Origin of the sequence: Pseudomonas sp. HR1 (assembly GCF_030175875.1) — a bacterium.
In the GTDB taxonomy this organism is placed as follows: Bacteria; Pseudomonadota; Gammaproteobacteria; order Pseudomonadales; family Pseudomonadaceae; genus Chryseomonas; species Chryseomonas oryzihabitans.
Genome location: NZ_JASNRF010000001.1, coordinates 1,221,603 through 1,246,341, shown reverse-complemented (window position 1 = coordinate 1,246,341; position 24,739 = coordinate 1,221,603). Strand labels below are relative to the sequence as shown.

Genomic DNA, 24,739 nt, shown 5'->3' with positions numbered 1-24,739 from the left:
GCATGTACCAAATGGACCACCAGCTCCGCGCCGACGTGCTGCAGCGCCTCGAGGGCGACCTCGGCATGCGGCACATCGGCGGGACGAACTACATGCGCAAGGGCGAATGCCCGGCCTGCCATAAGCGCGAGCTGTTCACCGATCACCGCGCGCCCTGGGTGCTCAAGTGCGGCCGCGAGTCGAAGTGCGGCCAGACCTGGCACGTCAAGGAGCTCTATAGCGACCTGTTCGAGGACTGGTCCGAGCGCTTCAAGCCCACCAGCGACGCGCCGGCCGCGAGCGCCGACGGCTACCTCCAGTTCGCCCGCGGCTTCGACCTGAGCCTGGTCAAGGGCTGGTACTCCCAGGAGAACTACTGGGATCGAGACCAACGCATCGGCTCGGCCACCGTGCGCTTCCCGCTGGCCAAGGGCGGCTATTGGGAACGACTGATCGACCGCCCCTCGCGCTTCGGCAAGCAGAAGGCCCGCTTCCAGCCCGGCGCCAGCTACCGCGGCGTCTGGTGGTGCCCGCCAAGCCTGGATCTGCAGACGGTCAAGGAGCTGTGGATCGTGGAGGGCATCTTCGACGCCATCGCCCTGACCCACCACGGCATCGCCGCGGTCTCGGCCATGAGCAGCAACGCCTATCCCGAGCAGTCCCTCAAGGACTTGGCCAACGCGCGCCAGGGCAAACTGCCGAAACTGGTCTGGGCCCTGGACAACGAACCCGGCGCCCACCGCTACACCCGCCGCTGGGCACGCCAGGCCCGCGAGCTGGGCTTCAAGTGCGAGGCTGCGCAGATCCCACAACCCGGCAGCCGCAAGGTCGACTGGAACGACCTGCACCAGCGCTGGGCCTTCGAGCAGGACGAGGCGAAGCGCGAGGAGCGCCGTGACCAGGACCTCAAGGAGGCGCGGTACCACGGCGCCCTGCTGCTGGCCGACACCGCGGCAGAGAAAGCGGTCCTCATGTACGAATGGCGCGAGCGCCACGAATTCCACTTCACCTACGAGGCCCGGCTCTACTGGTTCAAGCTCGACCTGGACAAGTACAACAAGGCCCTCACCCACATCGAGGAGTCCGAGCGCGACGAAGACCGCGAGCTGACCACCAAGCAGCAGCGCGACAAGGCCATGCGCCTGGCCGGCAACGTGGTGGAGATCGCCAACTGCGCGCCCCAGGCCCTGTACTTCCAGCGCAACGAGGTCACCGACGAGTCCTGGTACTACTTCCGCGTCGAGTTTCCCCACGACGGCGCCCCGGTGAAGAACACCTTCACCGGCGCCCAAGTCGCCGCCGCCAGCGAGTTCAAGAAGCGCCTGCTCAGCATGGCCGCCGGCGCCGTCTTCACCGGCAGCGGCACCCAGCTGGACAAGATCATGAAAGACCAGCTCTTCGGCCTCAAAACCGTGGAGACCATGGACTATGTCGGCTACAGCCGCGAGCACGGCTGCTATGTCTTCGGCGACCTGGCGGTCCGTGATGGCCAGCTGCACCAGGTCAACGACGAGGACTACTTCGACTTCGGCAAGCTACGCCTCAAGACCCTGCAGAAGACCATCGGCCTCAAGCCCAACCCCGCCGCCGGCGACTACCGCAGCGACTGGCTGCCGCTGCTCTGGACCTGCTTCGGCGCCAACGGCCTGACCGCCCTCACCTTCTGGTTCGGCTCGCTGTTCGCCGAGCAGATCCGCGCCCGCTACCAGTCCTTCCCCTTCCTGGAAGCCACCGGCGAGGCCGGCGCCGGCAAGACCACCCTGCTGACCTTTCTCTGGAAGCTATTTGGCCGCGCCGGCTACGAAGGCTTCGACCCGTCCAAGTCCTCCACCGCTGGCCGCAGCCGCGCCATGGGCCAGGTCGCCGGCATGCCCATCGTGCTGATCGAGGGCGATCGCAACGATCCGGAGAAGGCCCACGCCAAAAGCTTCGACTGGGACGAGCTGAAGGACTTCTTCGGCGGCGGCACCCTGCGCACCCGCGGCATGAAGACGTCGGGCAACGAGACCTATGAACCGCCTTTCCGCGGCACCATCGCCATCAGCCAGAACGCCGCGGTCAGTGCCTCCGAGGCCATCCTCACCCGGATCGTGAAGCTGCACTTCACCCGTCCGGTGCTGACCGACGAGAGCCGGGCCGCGGCCGACACCCTGAGCCGCATGGATGGCGAGGCCCTGAGCCACTTCCTGCTGCAGGCCACCCGCAAGGAGGCCGAGGTCCTGGCCCGCTTCCATGAGGTCTTCCCACAGTACGAGGCCAAGCTCCGTCGCCTGGGCGACACCTGCTTCTGCTGCGGCACCCGCTTGACCGGCGACACCCATCGCTGCAGCAGCTGCCAGAGCGACCTGGTCGGCCACCTGCGCATCGAGCGGATCGTGAAGAACCACGCCATGTTCCTCGCTCTGCTCGACTGCCTCGCCCTGGTGGTCGCCATCCCCGAGGACATGGTCCGCCAGACCCAGCGCACCATCGTTCGCATCGCCCTGGAACGGCAGGCAGCCATCAGCGCGGACAACCCCGTCGTCACCGAATTCTGGCAGGTCTACGACTACCTCCAATCGCTCAGCGAAAACCCGGTCGTCAACCACAGCAAGAACCCGGCTGAGGTGGCCATCAACCTCAACGAATTCGTCGAGCGCGCCGCCGAGCACCGTCAGCGCCTGGCCGACATGAGCACCCTGCGCGAACTGCTCAAGGATTCCCGCCAGTTCCGCTACCTCGACAACAAGGCCGTCGACAGCCGTATCCGCGAGCTGCAGCGCGCCGCTGCGCCTCTCGACAACCGCCCCAGCAAGGTTCGCTGCTGGGTCTTCACCAACCCCAACTATCAGCCGGGCGACAAGGCCGGCACCAGCAAGCCCACCAGGTAAGGAGAACCACCATGCAGCAATACCACTACCGCTCCACAGACCCTGCAGTCGTCGCCATCGTCCAGGACTGCTTCAACCAGCGCCAAGCCCTGCGGCTCGCTGCTGATCGTCTGGGCGAGGCCTTCGGCGGTGAGGTCGCCCTGCTGCGCTCCACGACCGATGTCATGCCCGGCGGCATAAAGCTCAAGGGAGGCCAGGAGCTGGACGTCCACTGGTGCCGACCTGATCAATGGGGCTTCCGCCGCCTGCGCGTCAAGCCGAAGACGGCCAAGGGCATGCCCAAGGCGGAGCGCGAAACCCTCCAGGTCGAGCACCAGCGTCTGGTCCAGCTGTGGCAGGAGCACTGCCCGGCGTCGCTCGACGTGCATGCGTTCTGGGATCGCCTGGGCGTGAACACCGGCAACCTGCTGCTCAGCGGCGGCCTGTTCTTCACCCAGCACGGCTCGGCCTACTTCTGCCTGGGCTTCTGCATCGACCAGGACAAGCACCTGGCCAACGTCGCCGCAGGCAAGCCCAGCGCCGGCTGGATCGACGGTGCTGAGGAGATCCTGCCCAGACACTACGACGCCGCCCGCCGCGACTACAACCGGGAGGCAGCTTGAGGGCCGGGAGCGCCCAACTGTTCGTGATCGAGGAGAGAAGGTCCGGATCCGCTAAAGGGACGCCGGAAAGAAAGAGGCCTGGAGAGCGCCAACTCGCCCAGGCCGACCACCACCACTGGAGAAACATCATGCCTAACGTAAACCAGCGCAGTAGCAATGCTCAGCCTATCACGCTCCACCCGGCCCTGGTGCAACGCTGCCAGGCCACCGCCCTGCTGGGCGAGGCGGTCATCCGCTACCAGGTCAGCCGCTCCAGCGGCGATCGCATCCACCTCCTCGCCCTGGCCAGCATGGCCAACACCCTCGGCGCCCTGACCACCGAGGACGCCGAGGTCATCGAAACCACCCTGGCCAAGCCGGCCCAGCAGCACACCGGAGCAAGCGCATGAAGCACCGCATCGACATCGTCATCGACCTGGAGACCCTCGGCCAGGGCAACAACGCTCCGATCCTGTCCATCGGCGCCGTTGCCGTGACCGGTGCCGGCACCGCCACCGCGGCGATCGCCGGCGAGTTCTACCGCCGCGTCGACCTGGAATCCGCTATCGCCCGCGGCGCCGTGCCTGACAGCGAAACCATCGAATGGTGGTGGCAGCAGTCGGCCGAGGCCCGGGCCGAGATCGACGGCAGCCGCGATCGGGACGACATCCGGGCCGCGCTGGTGATCTTCTCCGCCTGGCTGCTACAGCAATCGACGCCTAAAGCCGACCAGGACGGCTATCTCGCCGACGTGGAACGGCGGATCTGGGGCAACAGCCCCAGTTTCGACTGCATCATCTTGGGCAACGCCTACCGCATCGGCGACAACCTGGTGCCCTGGCACCACCGCGAGGAGCGAGATCTGCGGACCCTGCTGGACCTGTACCCCGCCGCCAAGCTGCGCGACTTCGAGGGCATCCGTCACCACGCCCTGCACGACGCCCGCCACGAAGCCCACCAGCTGATCCAGGCCCTGTCCGTCCACGCCCTCCGCCTGGACTGCGCCAAGGCCGAAGCCAGCCGGGTGGCATCGCTGGAGCAGCCCACAGACCTGCAGGCTAGGTAATGACGATCGACAACCGCCAACAGCTCCTCGAGGCCGAGGCGCGCACCTGGATCCGCAAGGGCTACATCTCGCCCGAGCGGATCCAAGAATTGAGCGCTTTGATTTCCAGTAAACGCGGTGCCCAGGCGGCCGATAAACTCATCCAGGAAATGCGGCGGCAGTACGGTCGTCGCAAGGAGTGGCTGGAGCAATGACACCGGCGACCGGGATCCTGACCTTCCAGGATCTGCAATCAATCACCGGGTACAACCGGCGCGCGGACGTTGAGCGGATCCTGCTCGACCAGGGCGTCCGGATATTCAGGGGCCGCACAGGCCCCTGGACCACCCTCGAACTCATCAACCAGGCCGGCGGCGTCAAGCCGGCAAGCCAGGAGCGGTACGACGTCGACATCCTATGAGGCGAGCCAGGAAGCGAAAGCTCAATCCCCATATACCCAGCCACATCGACCAGGCCGCGCTACCCGCGGCCTGTTTCTTCGATCACCGCGGGCATGGCGTCTGGTACACACTGCACCGAGACGAAGCCGGCCGGCAGCGCCGCAAGAACGTTGCACCGGCCACCGTCACCCTCGCCGAGCTGCACCGCATCATGGAAGAGCGCGATGGCGTCGATCGCGAGAGCCTCGACTACCTCTGCAGCCAGTACCATGCGAGCCCGCAGTTCAAGCAGCTCGCCACCAAGACCCAGGCCGACTACGACTACTGCCGGAAGGTCTTGGTCGGCATTCCCACCAAGCTGGGCAAGCCACTCGGCGCCCTGGCTGTCCGCAAGTTCACTCCAGCCCTGGTCCAGCGCCTGGTCGATCGGATCGCCGCCGAGGGTACGCCGTCGAAGGCTGCACACGCCCTGCGCTATCTGCGCCGAATACTGCAATGGGGCCGCAACCGCGGCTACGTCGACCTCAACCCTGCCCTGGGCATCGAAGCGCCAACCGAGCGCAAGCTGCGGCGGCTGCCGGCACCAGAGGTCATGGACCTGCTGATCCAGCGAGCTCGCGAAATGGGACGCCTCAGCCGCGGCCAACCTGGCAGCTGCCCGGCCTACCTGTGGCTGGTGATGGAGCTGGCCTACCTCTGCCGCTTGCGCGGGATCGAGGTGGTGACGCTCACCGATGCCAACGAATTGCCCGAAGGCCTGCAGACCAATCGCCGCAAGGGTAGCCGCGACAACGTCGTCAGCTGGACGCCACGCCTGCGGGAGGCCTGGAATAGCGCCCGGGCCTACCGCACCGCGATCTGGACGAAGAAGTCTATCCCCACGCCTGCTGCGCCTGAGCGGCGCCCGGCGATCGTGGCCATTCACGGCGGCGCCCTGGTCAAGTCCAGCCTGGACAGCGCCTGGCAACGATTCATCACCACGGCGATCGCCGATGGCGTCATCCAGGCCGAGCAGCGCTTCGCATTGCACGACCTCAAGCGCAAGGGCATCACCGACAGCCCCGGCACCCGCGCTGACAAGCAACAGGCCAGCGGCCACCGCTCGGCCGCGATGCTCGACATCTACGACCTCAGCATCCCGGTCGTCACCCCTTCCGCCCTCTAAATAAGCACGTAACAAGCTAGCCCGGACCCGCAAGGGATCCGGGTTAAAGCCGTGCGCATGCGTAACAAGAAAGCGGCTAAATAGCTGAAATACAAGGAAAGCCCAGCTTTCTTGTAATCAGTAGGTCCCGGGTTCGACTCCTGGTGCCGGCACCAAGCGCTGCAAGACCCTAGGCCAACCTTCCGGTTGGCCTTCGTCGTTTCTGGGCCGAGACAAACACGCTTTTGACAGGCTAGCGTACAAACGGGCGCCCTTGCGCTTCTGGGCGAATTTCTAAGCCCCTGTAATCCAAAAACTATATAATTATATCTAGCGTTGATACGCTATCACTCCAATCAACTTGTTGGCACATATTTCTTCCAAAAAATGAGGATTGCATTCTCCCAAGTCGCTGAACGAGCTTCATATGACAGGTGCCCGCGTGTCGCCTCACCTGAAGCATAAACTTTGGCCATGATATCAATCCATGTTTTAAAGCTCGAAAATTGCAGCAATCATGCACAATGGAGTTGCGCTTAGTCTCAGCATGTTAGACCCAGATACTCGTCAATACCCAGTACGCAGCCCCCTAACAGTTTATAATGCGGAGCAGGCAGAACTACTTTTTCCCGCTTGCGGTGTTGCAAAGCAATCTCAGAATCATATCCGTGCGCTGAAATTACCTCGCCATATTCTCAAAGAGAGCAGGCAACACTGATAACTCAACTGCTCGAGCTGACGCTGAGCGGGTCTCTAGGCTGGCAAACTATTTTAGTAGTTAGCAAACCGACTACTCATCATGAATCCCAAGCTAATTGACTCTGAGTATCCATCGATCAGCAGAGGCAAGTGGCGTTCGACTGAATACGACAAATCAAGCTTTAAACCGAAGCGCGCTATATATAGCCCAGATCGGCACGCCTTAATCCTAAAAACTCCTGATTATTACCTAGACTCTGCCTACGAGCTTCAGAACAAACTCATTAAGCTGTTCACAAATTTGGCTTTAACGGAAAAAAGCTCAAGACATCGCAGACCTGCACCTTCAATCTGCTTCATACAAATATCGACTTTTGGAAACCAGAATCTAAGCGCTTTTATAGCATGCAGCTGGGTGTTCCTCAGCCACATGGAACATGAACCAAAATTATTTTAAAATCATATATTAACATATAGATTTTATCATACTCGATTTATGCTATAGTGCTTTCTCTTTTTATGGCATTATCACTCATGCGCATTCTGCATGTCTTCAAGACCTATCTGCCCGACACCCATGGCGGCATCGAACATGTCATTCGCCAGATGTGCCTGGGTACGAAAGGCTTCGGAATTGATCATCGAATTCTGACGCTCAGCAAGCATCCCGTTCCGGAGCGCGTGGAGGTGGATGGCATTCCTGTCCGCCGGCTCAAGCAGGACGTCGACCTCGCCTCGACCGGACTTTCCCTAGCCGCCTTCCGCGCCTTCGCCGAGGAAAGCCGCGCCGTCGATCTGGTGCATTTTCACTTCCCCTGGCCGTTCATGGACGTCCTGCAGCTGGTGATACGGCCGGGTAAGCCCTATGTTGTCAGCTACCACTCGGACATCGTCAAGCAGCGCCATCTGCTCAAGCTCTATTCACCTTTGATGCAACGCTTCCTGGGCAAGGCTGCTCGCGTGATAGTGGCGACCGAGCCCTATCGCCGGTCCAGCCCTACCCTGCAACACCTGGGCGCCAAGGTTAAGGTGATTCCCTATGGCCTGGATCCAGCCAGCTATCCCGAGGCGGATCCGCAGCGCGTGGCGAACTGGCGCGAGCGTCTCGGACCGCGTTATCTGCTGTTCGTGGGGGTATTGCGCTACTACAAGGGGCTGCACCTGCTACTCGAAGCGCTACAGGGGCTCGACTATCCGCTGGCCATCGTCGGCGACGGACCGGAAGGCCAAGCCCTTCGCGCTCAGTGCGAGCGGTTGGGCCTGAAGAACTGCCATTTCCTGGGACGTCAGAGCGAAGCAGATCTGGCGGCGCTTTATGCCGGCTGCGAAAGCTTTGTCTTCCCCTCGCACCTGCGCTCCGAGGCCTTTGGCATGGCGCTGCTGGAAGCGGCCATGTACGGCAAGCCCATGCTCAGTTGCGAGATCGGCTCGGGCATGAGCGAGATCAATCTCGACGGCGAGACCGGGATCGGCGTACCGCCCGAGCCTGCTGCCCTGCGTGCGGGGTTGATCACGCTCTGGCAGGACGCCGAACTACGGACCCGGTATGGCCAGGCCGCTCGGGCGCGCTTCGACACGCACTTTCGCAGCGAGATCATGGCTGCCGAACTGATCGGGGTCTATTGCAAAGCCCTTGGTTGAACCGGATCGCCTAACGTCCTTTCAGGGCTAGGCGATAGACCTCGAGCGTTTGGGCGGCACAGGCGTCCCAGGTGTAGCCGCGAGCGCGTCGCTCGCCGTCGTCGACCCGCTGCTGAGCGCCCAGGGGATCGTCCAGAACCTGCTGCATCGCCTGGGCGATAGCCCCAGGCTCACGCGGGTCGGCCTGCAAAGCCGCCTCACCCACGACTTCTGGCAGCGACGTAGTGTTGGAGCAGATCACCGGGCAACGCGCGGCGAAAGCCTCGATCGCTGGCAAACCAAAACCTTCGAACAACGACATGAATACCAGCGCCGCCGCACTCTGCAGAAGGGCGATCACCTCGTTCTGCGGTAGATACTCCAACCACTTCCCTTCGCCTCTGGCCTCCAGCGCGCGTAACTCGGCGACCAGCGCCTCGGCACGCCAACCATTGCGGCCGACGACTACCAGCGGATGGCGTTTACGCAGTACTTCCGGCAATCGAGCATGGGCCGCAAGAACGGCGGTGAGATTCTTGCGTGGTTGCAGCGTTCCAACAAACAGAAAGAAGCCAGGCTCCAGGCCATGTCGCGTCAGCACCTCCAGCCGCGCGGCCGTGGATTGCCGGCTGAAATAACGCGCATCTACGCCCAAGGGGGTTACGTGAACCCGGTCCTCGGGAAGTTTCAGGATTCGGATGATATCCAACCGACTGCTTTCGGAGATGGTGATGACCTGATCAGCCCAGCGGACGCTCCGGTTGAACAGGCTGCTCTTCAATGCACGCAACCTGGGAGTGACCCACTCGGGATGCAGTTGCGGAATCAAATCCATGACGGTAGCGACCAAGGGTATGTCTTTCAGTCGCGGGATATGATGATCCAACGCGTGAAATACCTCGACCTCCGCCGCCAGTCGGCGGCTGATGCCACGATCCGCGCCCAGCAGCGCGCTTCGAAGTACCAGACCGGGGAAGCTCCTGGCCAGTCCTACGGGTGTTCCGCAGGCCAATGACTGCGGCTCACCATCGAGGACATACGAGCTTATGCGCAGCTCAGGACAACGCGACAGCGCTTGCCAGAGCGCCTCACTGTAGATGCCGATGCCGTCAAGATGTCCCAAGGCGGTCCCGCGAGACCAGACGGTAGTGCCCAGGCCTAGTCTCACGACCGTCGAGCACCACTACCAATAGCCCTAAAAAGGTCACTCAGGGTTTGCTGGAGGGGTATCAGATCTCGTGGACCGACGATTCCTCTCAGGCGAGCATCGTCTCCTCGCAATACAGGAATTTCATTGGCACGTACGAACGCTGGATTTACACGCACCTCAATCGCATAACCTGCGATCTGCTCAGCCATCTGGATGACGGTACGTAGCGCAGTGGCCTGCCCGGAGCAAACGTTGACCGGACTGGAACGGTGAGTGCTATCCAGCAGACCGATATAGGCCTGAACCAGATCACGGACATCGGAGAAGTCTCGACTCACATCCAGATTGCCTAGTTCTATTGCCCGTTCACCGCGGGCGAAATGCCCCACGATCTTGGGAATCAGGAAGCGCTCATCCTGCCCCGGCCCGGTGTAATTGAATGGCCGGGTGATGACGATGGGCAGGCGGTCGTACCAGGTGGCGACCATGTGTTCCATGGCCAGCTTGCTGCAGGCGTAATGGTTGACGGGCGCCGGGCAGACAGATTCGTCGATCACCTCAATACCAGGAGTACCGTAGATGTTGGCACTACTGGCAATCAGCACTCGCTGGGGTTGCCGCTCGAGCGAACCCAGTGCCTCCAGCAGGTTCAAGGTGCCGAACAGGTTCACCCGGTAAAAGGCCTCCTGATCGGCATGACCAACGAAGGCCAGCGCCGCCAGATGGATGACCCAATCCGGTTGCGCCTGCGCCACGGCGGCAGCGACGGCCGCCTTGTCGGTGAGATCGCATGCCACGGTGACATCCGCATCGGTAGAGCCGCTCCCAAGCCCGATGATCTTGAAGTCTCGGGCCTTGAGTGCATGGATCAGATAGCGTCCGGTGAAACCCGATGCGCCTGTGACCAGAGCGGTTGGCATGCCTATCCCCTTAGTTAGAACGAGAAACCCTGTTCGTTGCGACGCAGGTCAGCCTCGACCATCATCTGGCACAGTTGCTCCAGGGTCGTCTTGGGCTCCCAGCCCAGCTCACGCTTGGCCTTCTCGGGGTTGCCGATCAGCAGGTCCACTTCGGCGGGACGATGGAATTTGGGATTCACGGCGACGATCTTCTTGCCGCTGCGAGTGCAGTAGCCCTCTTCCTTGTCCGCTTCGCCCTTCCATTCCAGCTGGATGTCCACGGCCTTGGCCGCCAGGCTGACGAAGTCACGCACGGTTTCGGTACGGTTGGTGGCCAGCACGTAGGTGTCGGGCTTGTCGGCCTGCAGCATGCGCCACATGCCTTCGACGTATTCCTTGGCGAAGCCCCAGTCACGCTTGGCGTCGAGGTTACCCAGCTCCAGCACGTCCAGCTTGCCCAGCTTGATCTTGGCGATGCTGTCGGTGATCTTGCGGGTCACAAACTCACGGCCGCGCAGCGGGGATTCGTGGTTGAAGAGGATGCCGCTGGTACCGAAGATGCCGTAGGACTCGCGGTAGTTGATGGTCATCCAGTGCGCGTAGAGCTTGGCCACGCCATAGGGGCTACGCGGATAGAAGGGGGTGCTTTCGATCTGCGGAATGGCCTGGACCTTGCCGAACATCTCCGAGGTGGACGCCTGGTAGAAGCGGATCTTCGGATTGACGATGCGGATCGCTTCGAGCAGGTTCACCGGACCGACGCCGGTGATCTCGGCGGTGGTGACCGGCTGATCGAAGGAGACGCCCACGAAGCTCTGGGCGGCCAGGTTGTAGACCTCGGTGGCTTCGGTGGTCTGCAGCAGACGGATGCTGGCGGACAGGTCTGTCAGGTCATACTCGACCAGATGCAGGTTGGGATGGCCGGCGACGCCGACCTCCTCGATGCGCCAGAAGTTGACAGAACTGGTACGGCGGTAGGTGCCATAGACGGTATAGCCTTTTTCCAGCAGCAGTTGGGCCAGGTAGGCGCCGTCCTGGCCGGTTATACCTGTAATAAGAGCCTTTGACCCATTAGAATTAGCCATTTTTCATTCCACAATAAATTTATCGTTGAGTGCACCAGGTAATTTTACCACTACATTTACCGCATCACTAATAGCTTCAAATGAGGTAACCTCACCAGGTTCCAGAACTATAATTTGTCCCTCGCTCCATTCTTTACCCATCATTCTTACTGTCCCGGAAACAATCACAGTGATCTCGGTTGCCACTTTATGAAAATGCTCCGATTCAAAATCGCCCTTATTATACTTTTTTACCGCGACTTCGCAGTCTTGCGTCGTGTAAGCCGATGGGTTAAACCCCCCAACAAACCAACCCTTTACCATGTCCGATAAATCATAATTCTTCATAAAAACCTCATCCTGCGTTGAACTGCATCAGCTGACGTTCAGTTTTAAAAGGATGATAATCATCCAAATCTATCTGATACGTCCCTATAACAAGCTGGTTTAATACAAGCTCATTTAATGCAGGACAGATATAAAATATACCATTCGTTTTGGCATCCTTTCGAATCATTTCTTTCGCTGCAGATACAAAAGAAGCTCCTCTTTTGAACCAATAAAAACCAACTGTAGCGTTTTTACTGATTGGATTTTTCTCTGACGCCTCGATAACGAAGCCTTCAGATGATAGCTTTACGTACGAATATCGAGGATGAATTGACGAAAAAGTAACAACCCCGGCATCCAGAGACCGCTTACGAAAATCGTCGATAACTTCGTTAAAGTCAAACGTTAGAAACTCGTTTGCATTGATAATTAAAAGAGGTTCATCATTATCAATATACCCTACGCTGAGCAAAGCTGTGCAAGCCGCTCCCTTAGTCTCGCCTTGTACAGAAATAACTTTAGCGCTCGAGGAAAGCATAGTCACTACACTATCCAAATGATAGCGATCAATCTCGTTTTTTTTCAGGGCCACCATTAGATTTGAGGGCTCTAAAGGAGAAATCGACTCTATAATGTGTTGAATTAGCGGAACTCCATCGAACTCTGCTAGACAAAGTGGATAAGCTCCATCATGAGAATCGATATCTGAAGGGCCTGCAGCTAGAAGCAAGATATTCATCGTGCACCACCCTCAATTTCTGCGACTCTAGCCGATATGTTTTGATATGTGACATCGCTAACTTCCTTCACTGCCATGACATGTCCACCAGAAGCTATGGCAGCTTTAATGCCGTTTTCGTTGTCCTCAACGATGAGACATTCAGCCGGCTGAACACCAAGCCGTGACATGGCCGCCAGATAAATTTCAGGATGCGGCTTTGGACGCGATATGTCGTCTGTAGACAAGACGGCATCAAGATATTTGTCAAGCATTGACTTTTGCATCATAACATCGACTGTATTCTTTATAGAGTTTGAGGCCACCGCCAACTTGTAATTTTCCGCCTTCAACCGTGAAAGTGCATATTCGTGATTAAAACGCGGCTTACAGCACTGATAAACCAGCTCCATTGTATAAGCTTGCTTCATCTCATTTATGAATGAATGCAATTCAACTGGCAGACCAGACTCAATAGAAAGCATTTCCAGCTTTCTTTTTGTTGGCAAGCCATCATATGTTTTCAAATGATCATATCGATTAATCGAAAAACCAAACAGAGCAAGGGCCCTATTCAGCGCATCATAGTGCCAATCCTTTGCCTCAATAAGGACACCGTCCATATCGAATATTATGGCTTTGATCATTTCAGACTCCAAAGAAAACGCTAGCCTTATCTGGGTGATCGGTACACAACATTAGGTTTTCGTAAATATTTAGTCCCTTCAACGCATGCCAAACAGGTTCATATTCACGAGAATGCAGCTCAGGCGAAACGATACAAACGTGCTTATTTAAATCTAATAGCTTTCTTACGTCGTCTGGCGTATACCAAGTTGACTCAAAAGAATCAAGCCATATACCCCCACAGCTATCCACCCACGCTACTACTGGCTCAACCTCGCTAACACGGCCGAATACGCGTAGCGTTGTTTTGAAATAAGACCTCATGTCCGGAACCGACATGTCAAAAACAAACGCATTTTTCAAATCATATTCAGATACAGCTTTTTCGAGCACACTGGAAAGCCCATCTGCTTTAATATTTAAAGCTACGGGCAAATCAGTTCCTGCAAAGACTTCTAAAAAAGAGTGCAGATCTAGCGCGTCCTGATTCGGAATGTCGTGAGATATGACCAAGCGCCCATTTAGATCTCGAACATCAGTTTCCGTACCGAAGCCGTTATCGCGGGAGAATTCAAATGCGCCCAGGGTATTTTTCTCCTCGGCTCTTCTCCAAAAACCTCTATGGCTCAATATTTTCATACGATAGTCTCCTACGAAACAATGTTTAAGCTTAAGAAAAGATCAAGGTCTTTAGGAATACCTAATCCATACATACCGTGAGCCTCGCTACCTACGTTATAAATGCCGATCCGCTTACCTTCCGCGATCAAAGAGTTGTATACGGGCGCAACATAATACTCTCCATTAACTGTATTACCTTCCGCTATCATCAACTCCGCGCAGCGAACAAAATCAGAACCACGCGCAAAGTTATAAATACCAACGGTTGCCTCATCGGATATGACTTCCTTTTCCACAACTCTTGTTACCATTGAGTCATCATCTAATCCGACGAACGACCATTTTGGGTCATCCGCCTTCATTGTCATTATAAGACCGTCCAAATTCCTGCGACTAACCTGATCAATATAATCGCCAATAATTATGTCGACGTACTGATCACTATTAGCAATCATCAAAGGGCTGTCGTTGTCTATATATTCTCTTGCGTATAAAACAGTACAGGCAGCGCCTTGCGTAACTCCGTCGACATCAATGACTATTGACCCAGGACTAAGATCAGTCAGCATCTGTTTCAAACCGTAGGTTTCATTGTGTTCCTTCTGGCATATAAATATAAAACGAAAATCGGTTTGAGGTGTCAGATTGACGACCACTCTTTCGATCATCGGTTTTCCGCCGACATCTATTAATGGCTTAGGAAGCTTATAACCTGCATTTGAAAACCTGCTCCCGCGCCCTGCCATTGGTATTACGATATTTAGCATAACCTACTCCTGACTTTTCTTTAAAATATAGTTTGACTCAATCTCAGTATTTAGCCTATTAACCTCGGCATCGAGTCTTATTACCTCACTATCTAGCTCACTAATCCTAGCTAAAAGCCGTTCGTTTTCCTCAATGAGTTTCTTGTGCAGGTCATCAGCGTAGCTGGGGCTATCGCTAAAGGCATGCCAAAAAAATTTTCCGTCATATTCCGCCAGTCCTCTAAGGTTTAGCTCCCTTTCGATAACCTTTAGATCACAACCCACCTTCGCGAAAAATACATTAAACTCATTGGCAGAGGGATCATTAGGCTTAATATAGAAAACCTGAAATCCGTTCTCATTCAGGTAGTTTAAGCAGGAGCGTAGATCGTCATGCACGTCCTCGTATATTGAGCAGGATAGCGTAGAAACCACCTCAACTACCCCAGCCTCTATTTTAGAAAGATACTTTCCTGCCGATCTAAGAACATCTAGATCCCGCCCTTGAACATCTATTTTAATAAATGGAATTCGATCAAAAGCTAAGCCATCTAAAATACGCTCTAGTGATGAAACGTCTACCTTAAACGTTTCATCGTAAATAAGATCAGAGCGACTAGACCAATATTCATCACCTTGAACATTATTAACACTAATTTTCAATAGGCTTGATATTCCCCAGTCGCCCCGCTTCGAAATATTAAAATCAGCAACGCCTTCTTGGGGGCCAACTGCCGATTGGATCACAGATACGTTCGATAAGCACGATTCGGAAAGTCGTTGTTGAATTGTCTCTGCAAGCGCTGGAACTGGCTCGATACAAATAACATTTTTATCAGGATTTAATCTTCCAACTTCACAGCCAAACTGGCCAATATTGGCCCCTATATCTAGAATTAGGTCTGCAGGCATAATATCGTCCTATTAAAATCTATATCTAGAAAGTTCCCCATACGGCTTCAAGGTTTGCCCTACCCCATGTCTTATCTGCATGTTTAGCAAGAAAGCTATGGTCAGCGTTAGAGGAAATACGATCAGCTATCTTCGCTTTGCTGGCGTCTAAATCGTCATTAAGTACATCTTCTTTCAAGGCAATTTTATTAAGCGGGCTGATGTTTGAAACAAGAACTGAGGTTCCACAGGCGTAGGCTTCAAGAACAGGTAGCCCTAACCCTTCATTTAAGGAGGGGAATAGTAAAAGATGGGAATTCGTATAAAGCTCTATTTGCTTATCATAGCTAACAGATGACCACCACTCCACATTATCCATTGATAGCCGGTCGTAAAACTCGTATACCTTACCAATGTCACAACGCACTGATCCAAAAATAACAAGTGACTCGGCTCCGCTAGCGTTAACTAGATCTGGTATTGCTTCCAGCCCTTTTCGCAAATCGAAGGGAGCTGCTAATACTATCCGCTTTTTTTTGTCCGCATTTTTAGGCGATAACCCCGAAAAACCAGCGGGTAAAAATGGAGGTATTACTGATATCTCCTTAATACGCCCGAACCCTATTGACTCACACTGTATTTTTGAGTCTTCAGATATCGCCAAAATACCATCCAGTTCTGTCTCAGCTATTTGGTATCCGCGGGCATGCTCACTAGCAAAATTTGCTAATCCTACATCCCCGGGCCTTTTGATTGAATAGATGTTCGGAATCGCGTCATACGCAATACAAAAGGTTTTTCTTGCTTTTGGTAGCAAGAGGTCGGCAGTTAACAACCACGGCGCGCACACGATAGCAAACTCGTAGCTATCAGGTAGATTGCATCCAAAGTTTATTGACGCGATCTCGCTACCACTGAATGCTTCGCTATGCTGCAACGCAACCGGAATATTGGAAATTATTTCCCGCTTGTTTCTTCCTACAAGTCTGTTTTCTTTAAATCCGTTATCCCTATAATCGACTTTTTGAAAATACAACTTATTCCAGTTTATAAAGCGCCCTGACACATGACGCTTAGCGACAAAGATTTCGCATTCATAGCTACTAGATAGAATATCTGAAAGAGAAAGAATGTATCTTCTAACCCCGTGGTGCGACCGGATAATCCCGTCATCAATTAAAAAGCAAACTTTTGACTTTTCCATAAATCCTACTCTTTTTAATTTTTGCTCTTTGGTCAGGCGAGAGCTTTATCCAAAACTTCAATGCTAAGGCAGCCAATGACCTTTGGGTATCTGACGCTGTATCAATAACGTCTGTTTTCTGAAAGGTTTTCGTGTAGTCCTCGGGAGTTCCTACAGTAGTCGCCAAAGACAAGACGTTATATCTTGGTATAACACCAAGTACACTGAGACAATATCCATACTCGACATCTTCTGCTTCATTATGAAGAAGGAGCGGGTTTATATTGAAGGCTATTCCCAAATGGCGCTTTACAACTATTATCCCGCCGTTGACAAATGGTGTGTTAAACAACGCTCGAGTATCGTCCGCAAAAGATGGAGATTGCCATCTCAGCTCTTTTTTTTGAAAACCCACATAGGAAGGATAACTTTTACCGCTTTCATACTGTTGACGCACTGCTAAATAGTCAAAATCGTATCCAAATTGATCAAAGCCTTCGAAGAAGCTCTCATCTACCATGTATCTATCATGGAAGATAGCGATATTCGCATTAGATGCGGCTCGAATAATTTTGTTCTTTTTCTCACCGATTCTTGGCAAAGCGTCATTGATATCTACATCAATAAATTTCACTGAAAAATCTTCGGTGTATTCAAAGGCTGGACCGCACACTATGAATTCCAAATTTGATTTAAGACTATGAAGCTTAGCAATCAAATTCCTTACATTACTTTCCTTTGCGCCATTAGAAAGTACCCCTATTGTCCAACTCTTATCCGTGTAGCTTTTAAAAAATCTCCTGAAGACTTTATAAACGCTAATCGTTGATCCGTCTTCTGATGAATGTTGCATCTCTAACGTAACGTCTATTAGATGAGAACGATGAAGCAAGCTTTTTAATTCAAATAATGTGCCATGCTCGCAATCTCGAGATCTAATCACTAAAGTGCCGTGCTCTTTTAGCAGCCTGATACTTTCATCCAGTACCAGCCGCCAGTCGACTGCCATCTCAAAGATAGGTATTTCAAAAATCCATACTGAATCAAAGGAGCGGTGATAATTTTCACATACTCGACAGTTCGATCCTGAGGTTATATCCATCGCAGTGCATTGAACAGTCGGATTGCATCCAATCCAAAATACCTTCTGCCCATCCGATATTGTGTCGTGCAGATTTCTAATAAAAGGAGATATAGATTTCATTCAAACCTCAAAGTCGAAGCTGGGCCGCATATTAGTTGAGCCAGCCCATATGGCGGCGTCTTTAGCGCGGATAATTGTGAAAGACCCTATGGTTTCGGTAACGCATAATACATTTTTAAACAAGCCATCTCCATACCCCTGGCTTTCCAAGCCAAAAGCGATCGTATACTCGCCCATTGATAAGCTGTTGGATAGCTCTATTTTCAGCCTTGCTGTTCCGTCTGCTCGCACATACTTACCGAGGGAGATCCCGTGACAATAGGTATTAGTCTCGTAGATAACTAAGCCTAGTCGGTCTTGAATCCGGAATCCCAAATGCGGATCTTCGATACCGCCTAGATTTTTGAGCTTTATTAAGAGGTAGAACGCTTCTGATTCGCTAATTACGCTCACACTTTGTAAAGCTCTGTTTTTTATCTCGTAATGATCAATATATTTGTGTAGACCGCTGAGTGCAACAACGGGCGCAGAAGTGTCTGGCTGGAAATTTTCTACATCATTATGAATCTCTTCATTTCCGCTAACTTTGTCCCGTGCGAGACAATCAAAATATGCTTCAACAGCTTGAGCAGTGGATCCTTGAAAGACACAGCCGTGCTGACTCAAGACCACTCCCCGATCGCAAAGGCTGTGTAACGCGTTCATGTCATGAGTTACAAACAAAATAGTTGTGCCTTTCTGTTTAAAAGTTTTTATTCTTTCCGCACATTTTTGTTGAAACTGAATATCGCCAACAGACAATGCTTCATCTACTATTAAAATATCGGGCCTTATAGCGGTAGCCACAGCGAAAGCTAGTCGAACCTGCATACCACTAGAGTACGTTCTAACAGGGCTATCAATGTAGCTTCCGATTTCCGCAAATGATTCGATCTCTGGAAGTACTCTCTCTATGTCACTTGCGGAGTACCCTAAAAGCTGACTGGACATTACAGCGTTCTGTCTACCCGTGAACTCTGGGTGAAAGCCTATGCCTAGTTCTAACAATGCTGCAACTCTTCCTTCGATTGAGAAAGAACCCTCTGTAGGTCTTACGATACCTGTTATCATCTTGAGCAAGGTACTCTTACCCGCCCCATTAACTCCTATGAGGCCAACTGCTTCACCTGCTTCAACCTCTAGATCTATATGCCTTAGTACCCAATGCTCTTCGAATTTATTTGAAAACCCTAGCCAATGTAATAAACGCCCCCAGCGCCCTTTGTACTTTTTATAAGACTTCCCTAAGCCTTTAACTATTATCTTAGCCATTATAATTCGTCTACCATTTCACCAACATGCTTGCGAAACATAAGGATACCTATAAAACAAAATATCAACCCCAATAGCAGTGAAGGCAGTAATGTATAGATGTCTGGCACCCCCCCTGAAAGGATTATATCTTGATAGGCTCTTATGATTGCGGTCATAGGATTTAAATCCACTACGTTTTTAAACCACTGTGGAAGAACATTTATTGGATAGACTATAGGTGTGGCCCAAAACCAGAACTGAATGAAAACGCTGAAAAGCTGCCCTATATCTCTAAAGAACACATTTAACACGCCAAGTGTTATACCAAGCCCTATAGCAAATAATACTTGCACCATCAGAACAGGCAATATCGCTAAAATTACCACGCCTGGAAAATAGCCAAACAGCACCAAAAACAGAATAAAAATCACAAAGATTATTGCAAAGTTAATAGTTGCGCTGATTAATAAAACAACAGGAAGGCAAATTTTTGGAAAGCTCAGCTTTTTTATCAAAGCCCCGTTTTCTATAAATGTATTTTGTGCACGGCTTAATACCTCCACAAAATAGTTCCAAGTTAGCAGACCACTACACAAGTATATACTGTAAGAGATAGGGTTATTCACACCTGGGAGACGTGCGCCCATTACTTGCGAAAAGATCAATGTGTAAACGATTACCAATGAGAGAGGATGAATAATCGACCATGCTGCACCTAGCATTGAGCTTTTATATTTCAACTCAAACTCTCGTTTCACGCTACCCAATATGAATCCCTGATAATTCAAAAGAGTTCTTAACACCTGCAGCCTCCTACGCCAACCAATTGATTAAATATCTATAATTTAACTGTGTCAGATGCGATCTTAGAGCAGACAATACTAGCGCTGATCCAGTATTTATATTTTAGTATTCCCATTATATTTTTCACCATCGCGACAAGCATTCCTCAAAATTGCCCATCATTCTACAGGCTATTTAATAAAAAACCAATCAAGTACTGATGGCTGCATTTTATAAATAAATTGCTCCCGAAATTATTTATCACTTATATTCGAATTAATAGGCGGAAAATAAAACTGATCCAGTTGTAACTCCTATTGACCTTTAACCTTCTCGCTTGAAATCGAATAATTCCTATTTGATCAGCTGGTAAAAAATAAACTAGCCCGATGCTCGACTAAGTTCACAGCGTTTATTCACTTATCAAATCAAACCCGAATTATTGGCCCATCTCGCGCGCCGACTATATCCTTTCTAACCGCCACCGATAATGATTATTAACTGTAGTTAGGAAGAGCGATAATTCGTTTCAATCGAATGACATTCTAAGAGTTAAGGTGACGGGGCGCATTGTTCAAGAATTTTATTTAGCTGTCGAATACAAAACGGAGTCAGCCCAGCTGTTCATTATCCGCTTAAACAAAAACATCATCCCTATTATCTCTTGCCTTCTATAACCTTAAGATCAGGCACCTATACCATAAGTGACTAATTCGGTCGATTCGGTCTCATCTGAGCCATCCGTCTGAAAAATTAAAGATTTCTCTATAGATTCAGATACACAGTGTTTCGGAGATACATTGACACGTAACCATCGGTGAATTAGATGTTCAGCCTAGCCAGATCGTCAAAAAACATCGCGATAACTTTTTTGCTTTTAGCTACTCAACACAGCTGGGGGCTGGGCGAAAACACTCAGCTGATTGGTATTAATCTTTCTGGCGCCGGCTTTGCTCCTCAGTCGCTCCCAGGGGTAAACGAAAGGAATTTCATCTTCCCGTTGGAAGTTCACTTTAGTCAGTGGAGTGCTCGAGGGGTGAGGATGGTTCGCTTTCCTATCCTATGGGAAAGGCTACAACCTACTTTGAATGGACCTTTTGATCCAACCTATGCGGGCCTAATAGATAGAACTTTCGGATACGCTCAAAAATATAACGTCAAGATCATCCTTGACATACACAATTATATGCGCTACCGCGGCGTAGTAATTGGTACAGGTAATGTTTCATACAGCAGTTACAAAGACCTAATTACAAAAGTTGCGTTACGATGGAATAGCCAGCCTTCGTTATATGCTTACGATGTGATGAATGAACCCCACGATGCTATTACGCAGTGGCCCATTGCAGCACAGCATGCGATTGACGGTATCAGATCTATCGATAGTATAAGGCCAATACTAATAGAGGGTAATGGATGGGCAGAGGCTACCCGCTGGCCCCAATGGAATGATTCTTTATTGGGATTGAAGGACCCTTCTAATCTCATTGTTTATCAGGCTCACAGCTATTTTGATGGCGAAGGAGGAGGTGGCGTGTATTCAAATACTAACGCAGATACCTTGCCTGATACTTACGGAATAGAAAGGGTAAGACCGTTCGTGGAATGGCTGAGAAAGAATGGGAAAAGGGGAATGATTGGGGAGTTCGGTGTCCCCGATAGCGATCCCCGATGGAATACCATGATGGACAAGATGCTTGATTATTTGAGAAGCAACTGCGTGCCCGCATTTTATTGGGCGGCGGGGCCAGGTTGGGGCAGCTACAATCTTTCTATCGAACCTGTTAACGGTAATGATCGCCCGCAATGGACTATTCTCAAAAAATATCTCGCGCCAACGAACTGCGTAGGCTTTGGTGTGGTGTCCATACAGAGTAGCATTACTAGCTCATCTTCATTTTCAATTGTAAAAGATCTTTATCTTTCTCTATTGGAACGCGCTGCTGACCCGGCAGGTTTAGCCTACTGGGCAGGCTTAATAGATCAGAAAATAAGCTCTCCATCGGACGTTGCCAACCAACTTACTCAAAGCCTAGAGTATCAAACACGAGCAATGATAAAAAAGATATACATAGACTATCTTGGGCGGGCAGGTGATCCAGAAGGAATAACATATTGGACAGCACGGGTGCTGAATGGAAGCTTGACAATAGCGGAGGTTGTATCAAATATCTTATCTAGTGACGAATATCGTGCGCGCCTACAAGTAAAGGCTGTTTATCAAACTTACCTCAAACGACCCGGCGATAATGAAGGGATTTTGTTTTGGACAACTTTGATAGCGACAAAGAAAATAACCATTTCTGAAGCAATAGAATCCATCAAAAATACGCAAGAGTATAAAACGGTCACATTAGTTGATAATATTTATATGGATAATTTGGGTAGAAAGGCAGACGATGAGGGAGCCGCGTATTGGACTTCATTAATTATGGGGAACAAAATGAATGAGCAGTCTGTGGTAGCTAGCATAAGAGCTAGCAGAGAGTTCCAAGTTAGGGAATCGATTAAAGACCTATATAGGACGCTTTTAACAAGAGAAGCAGATGATCAAGGGCTTATGTACTGGACGAATAGCGTGATGAGCGGAGCAATGAGCATTGACACTGTAAGGTCGCTAATAATAGGAAGCGCTGAATACCAATCAAAGCATTAAATATTATATTCTCTTACCCATTTCTCGAATCAGAACTTGAAGATATTATTGTCCAATCATGCATTTATCACCACCGTCAAATCGGCCTATTACAGCGCTCTTACTAAGACGGATGCAAACTTATAGGCTTTGTCATGTTAGGAATATGCCATAAAATAAGCACATTTCCAGATATTAGCAGACTCTAATGGTTAAAGTTAGCTTTTACAGATGCAGTGAACAACGATTTCGCACCACCTTGATCGCAAACAACATACGATTCTCAACAATATCAGCCAAGCTTCTTTCGACTCAGTTTTAATAGTTTCTTCGAAAACTCTATCATTGGTTGCTCTACTAAGAAACTCAAGAGCCATGAGCAAAGTAGCAGCAATCCAAGAAAAATGCTAAACGTAATTAATGCATTCATGCCGCTTGGAAGATAGTTTATGACAATGATTATTAACGAACTGTGAACGGCATAAAGAGGATATGATATTTTCCCTAAAAATCCGAAAGCTCTATTTTTTATAAACGTCAAAAAAGATGGATTTTTTAGAATTAAGAAAAATGTTAATGCCGATAAAAGCCAGCTCGGAGCGCCTTTATCGAGTGAAAAGTAAATTGGGTAAGGCGCATTTAATAAGGATAGAAAGACACACAAAAGTCCGGAAAAAAAATACGCTCGCCCTATTGCTTCCGACTTATACAACCAAGTTATCCAACCTAAAAGCAACATTGGAAGAGTTGATGCTAATACACCAAATGAAACTGCCCATGGCCACTGTGAGTTATGCGGCATGATATATGTGTGCCCTACCGATAAAAGACCAAATATGATAAATATTGATGGCAAAACCTCAGCATTAAGCTTTTTTGACAAGAAATATACTAACCCCACTATAATATAAAACTTTACTTCTATTGAAAGAGTCCAGTAGATGGGCTCGACCAACGCTTCGTTCGGCACTAAGTCTGAACCAAAGAGCGAAGCACTTATTAAAAAATCTTGGCAGTCTAGACCTCTTATATTGCCGAGCTTAAACTCTACTAACATTCTTATAGCAACAACTACTATTGCAACAGGATAAAGCCTAAAGATTCTCCTTACGAAGAAATCCGATGCGTAGCTTTTTTGCGCACTAGATGCTACAACAAACCCGCTAGTTAAAAAAAATAGACCTACCGCGTAGCTACCTATAAAGGACGAAAAAAAGCCTAGCAAAGATTCACTAGGGAACTTGTATAAACTGATAAAATAGTGCGCTAGGGCTACTAGTACAGCAGCGACACCTCTAGCTCCGTCTAAACCTGAAAGTCTTTCCACAAAGTACTCTTTAGTTTTGGAAATTATTGTTTAGGATAAATCTTCTTTTTGTTACCTGTTACATTGTACAGCGTTTTCTGGTAACCACCTAATCTATAAAATTATCTGTTATCCTAAAACCACAAGCTAAGTTTCAGCAAACACTCTTAAAAATACACAAGTATATATTGCTAAAAAACAACATTTAAAGCGTCGCGACGCCAATGATCATGCTATTCATTTTAGATACCGAAGTCAGTCGAATAGCCTCTCGTACTACCTTGCTAGCAAACGCTGACCATTCAGCCTTTACCCGCGCACATTAATAGCCGGCCAGAAGCCTGTTCAACTTAATGGAAATTTTGCCTTAGGCAACATAACATACGGCTCACCGGGCAATAGATTTTTTTCACAGGTCAAATACCGCAGATACCATTCAGTAAGCTGCCGTAATACGACTACATGTGTTGACAAAAAAGCTAAAACTTAGCGAACGAACGATATCCAAACTGCTAGTCACTCCTACGTGATTAGGAAATAGTTGTTAAGTGTCACCCGCCGATCGATCTTCCGATTCAGGATGATCGACGTCTGGGTCTGCTTGACCCCGTCGAGGTTGCCGATGCGGTCGAGCAGCTCGTCGAGCTTTTCGTGGGTGGTGCAGCGCAGGAAGGCCAGGTAGTCGAACTGGCCGCTGACCGAGGAGACTTCCTCGACCTCGACCATCTTTTCCAGGGCGCGGATGACGCCGGCGGTGCTGCGCGGCAGGACGCTGATGGCGCAGTAGGCGCGCACGGCGGCCTGTTCCAGTTCGGAGCCCAGCCGCAGGCCGTAGCCCTGGATGATGCCGTCGCGCTCCAGGCGCGCTAGGCGGGTGACCACCGTGGTGCGCGCCAGGCCCAGCTGGCGGGCCAGGGTGGCGTTGGAGGCGCGGGCGTTCTGTTGCAGCAGGTGGATGAGCTGCCAGTCGGTCGGATCGAGTTTGGTGAACATCGTGGCTGCCTGCCGGG

24 protein-coding genes are annotated in these 24,739 nt (G+C 51.4%); 9 read left to right on the top strand and 15 right to left on the bottom strand.

Annotated elements, in window-relative coordinates; translation table 11 throughout:
• The first annotated feature begins 2 nt into the window (after positions 1-2).
• The 8 genes from QKY98_RS05715 (at position 3) to QKY98_RS05680 (ending at position 8,360) form a co-directional block, all read left to right on the top strand.
• Positions 3-2,849, top strand: coding sequence for a toprim domain-containing protein (locus tag QKY98_RS05715; RefSeq protein WP_284670485.1), 2,847 nt, complete (start codon positions 3-5; stop codon positions 2,847-2,849).
• Between the two features lie 11 nt (positions 2,850-2,860).
• Entirely contained in the window at positions 2,861-3,451 is a 591-nt protein-coding gene (locus QKY98_RS05710; protein WP_284670484.1) for a Mu-Gp12 family protein, read from the top strand.
• Positions 3,452-3,579: 128 nt separating this feature from the next.
• Positions 3,580-3,840: a hypothetical protein gene (locus QKY98_RS05705; RefSeq protein WP_284670483.1), complete on the top strand. Its 261-nt coding sequence runs from the start codon at positions 3,580-3,582 to the stop codon at positions 3,838-3,840.
• The gene (locus tag QKY98_RS05700; protein ID WP_284670482.1) at positions 3,837-4,496 is read left to right on the top strand and encodes a 3'-5' exonuclease; all 660 of its coding nucleotides are present in this window, start codon (positions 3,837-3,839) and stop codon (positions 4,494-4,496) included. The genes QKY98_RS05705 and QKY98_RS05700 overlap by 4 nt, the downstream gene beginning before the upstream one ends.
• Complete coding sequence (locus QKY98_RS05695) at positions 4,496-4,690, top strand: DUF7696 family protein (protein ID WP_284670481.1); 195 nt, start codon at positions 4,496-4,498, stop codon at positions 4,688-4,690. The genes QKY98_RS05700 and QKY98_RS05695 overlap by 1 nt, the downstream gene beginning before the upstream one ends.
• Entirely contained in the window at positions 4,687-4,896 is a 210-nt protein-coding gene (locus QKY98_RS05690; RefSeq protein ID WP_017641646.1) for a hypothetical protein, read from the top strand. The genes QKY98_RS05695 and QKY98_RS05690 overlap by 4 nt, the downstream gene beginning before the upstream one ends.
• Positions 4,893-6,041: a site-specific integrase gene (locus QKY98_RS05685; RefSeq protein ID WP_284670480.1), complete on the top strand. Its 1,149-nt coding sequence runs from the start codon at positions 4,893-4,895 to the stop codon at positions 6,039-6,041. The genes QKY98_RS05690 and QKY98_RS05685 overlap by 4 nt, the downstream gene beginning before the upstream one ends.
• Before the next feature lie 1,212 nt (positions 6,042-7,253).
• Entirely contained in the window at positions 7,254-8,360 is a 1,107-nt protein-coding gene (locus tag QKY98_RS05680; RefSeq protein ID WP_284670479.1) for a glycosyltransferase, read from the top strand.
• Positions 8,361-8,370: 10 nt separating this feature from the next.
• Here the strand turns inward: QKY98_RS05680 and QKY98_RS05675 are convergent, their stop codons facing one another.
• Genes QKY98_RS05675 through QKY98_RS05615 form a run of 13 tightly spaced genes read right to left on the bottom strand, consistent with a single transcriptional unit; the run spans position 8,371 to position 19,814 of the window.
• Complete coding sequence (locus QKY98_RS05675; RefSeq protein ID WP_284670478.1) at positions 8,371-9,507, bottom strand: glycosyltransferase family 4 protein; 1,137 nt, start codon at positions 9,505-9,507, stop codon at positions 8,371-8,373.
• Positions 9,504-10,409: an NAD-dependent epimerase/dehydratase family protein gene (locus QKY98_RS05670; protein ID WP_284670477.1), complete on the bottom strand. Its 906-nt coding sequence runs from the start codon at positions 10,407-10,409 to the stop codon at positions 9,504-9,506. The genes QKY98_RS05675 and QKY98_RS05670 overlap by 4 nt, the downstream gene beginning before the upstream one ends.
• Before the next feature lie 14 nt (positions 10,410-10,423).
• Positions 10,424-11,473 carry a GDP-mannose 4,6-dehydratase gene (gene gmd, locus QKY98_RS05665; RefSeq protein ID WP_284670476.1) on the bottom strand — a complete coding sequence of 350 codons (1,050 nt, stop codon included), beginning with the start codon at positions 11,471-11,473 and terminating at the stop codon, positions 10,424-10,426.
• Between the two features lie 3 nt (positions 11,474-11,476).
• Entirely contained in the window at positions 11,477-11,800 is a 324-nt protein-coding gene (locus QKY98_RS05660; protein WP_284670475.1) for a cupin domain-containing protein, read from the bottom strand.
• Between the two features lie 7 nt (positions 11,801-11,807).
• On the bottom strand, positions 11,808-12,521 hold the full coding sequence (locus QKY98_RS05655) for a glycosyltransferase family 2 protein (protein ID WP_284670474.1): 714 nt from the start codon (positions 12,519-12,521) through the stop codon (positions 11,808-11,810).
• On the bottom strand, positions 12,518-13,147 hold the full coding sequence (locus tag QKY98_RS05650) for an HAD family hydrolase (protein ID WP_284670473.1): 630 nt from the start codon (positions 13,145-13,147) through the stop codon (positions 12,518-12,520). Before QKY98_RS05650 ends, QKY98_RS05655 begins: the two co-directional genes overlap by 4 nt.
• Before the next feature lies 1 nt (position 13,148).
• Positions 13,149-13,766, bottom strand: a complete 618-nt coding sequence (locus tag QKY98_RS05645) for a PI-PLC domain-containing protein (protein WP_284670472.1) — start codon at positions 13,764-13,766, stop codon at positions 13,149-13,151.
• 11 nt (positions 13,767-13,777) lie between these two features.
• Positions 13,778-14,515, bottom strand: a complete 738-nt coding sequence (locus QKY98_RS05640; RefSeq protein WP_284670471.1) for a glycosyltransferase family 2 protein — start codon at positions 14,513-14,515, stop codon at positions 13,778-13,780.
• Between the two features lie 3 nt (positions 14,516-14,518).
• Positions 14,519-15,406 carry an FkbM family methyltransferase gene (locus QKY98_RS05635; protein ID WP_284670470.1) on the bottom strand — a complete coding sequence of 296 codons (888 nt, stop codon included), beginning with the start codon at positions 15,404-15,406 and terminating at the stop codon, positions 14,519-14,521.
• A gap of 25 nt (positions 15,407-15,431) precedes the next feature.
• Positions 15,432-16,589 carry a glycosyltransferase gene (locus QKY98_RS05630; protein ID WP_284670469.1) on the bottom strand — a complete coding sequence of 386 codons (1,158 nt, stop codon included), beginning with the start codon at positions 16,587-16,589 and terminating at the stop codon, positions 15,432-15,434.
• Positions 16,558-17,772, bottom strand: a complete 1,215-nt coding sequence (locus QKY98_RS05625; protein ID WP_284670468.1) for a hypothetical protein — start codon at positions 17,770-17,772, stop codon at positions 16,558-16,560. The genes QKY98_RS05630 and QKY98_RS05625 overlap by 32 nt, the downstream gene beginning before the upstream one ends.
• A complete protein-coding gene (locus QKY98_RS05620; RefSeq protein WP_284670467.1) occupies positions 17,773-19,023 on the bottom strand; it encodes an ABC transporter ATP-binding protein in 1,251 nt (416 codons plus the stop codon).
• A complete protein-coding gene (locus QKY98_RS05615; RefSeq protein ID WP_284670590.1) occupies positions 19,023-19,814 on the bottom strand; it encodes an ABC transporter permease in 792 nt (263 codons plus the stop codon). The genes QKY98_RS05620 and QKY98_RS05615 overlap by 1 nt, the downstream gene beginning before the upstream one ends.
• A gap of 800 nt (positions 19,815-20,614) precedes the next feature.
• On the opposite strand from QKY98_RS05615, the gene QKY98_RS05610 reads away from it, so the two are divergent.
• Positions 20,615-22,444 (top strand): cellulase family glycosylhydrolase, encoded by a 1,830-nt coding sequence (locus tag QKY98_RS05610; RefSeq protein ID WP_284670466.1) that lies wholly within the window; start codon positions 20,615-20,617, stop codon positions 22,442-22,444.
• 271 nt (positions 22,445-22,715) lie between these two features.
• Here QKY98_RS05610 and QKY98_RS05605 read toward each other — a convergent pair whose 3' ends face one another.
• Both QKY98_RS05605 and QKY98_RS05600 read right to left on the bottom strand, forming a co-directional pair.
• A complete protein-coding gene (locus QKY98_RS05605) occupies positions 22,716-23,750 on the bottom strand; it encodes an acyltransferase family protein (protein WP_284670465.1) in 1,035 nt (344 codons plus the stop codon).
• A 501-nt stretch (positions 23,751-24,251) separates the two neighbouring features.
• Positions 24,252-24,722, bottom strand: a complete 471-nt coding sequence (locus QKY98_RS05600) for an Lrp/AsnC family transcriptional regulator (RefSeq protein WP_284670464.1) — start codon at positions 24,720-24,722, stop codon at positions 24,252-24,254.
• Between the last annotated feature and the right edge of the window lie 17 nt (positions 24,723-24,739).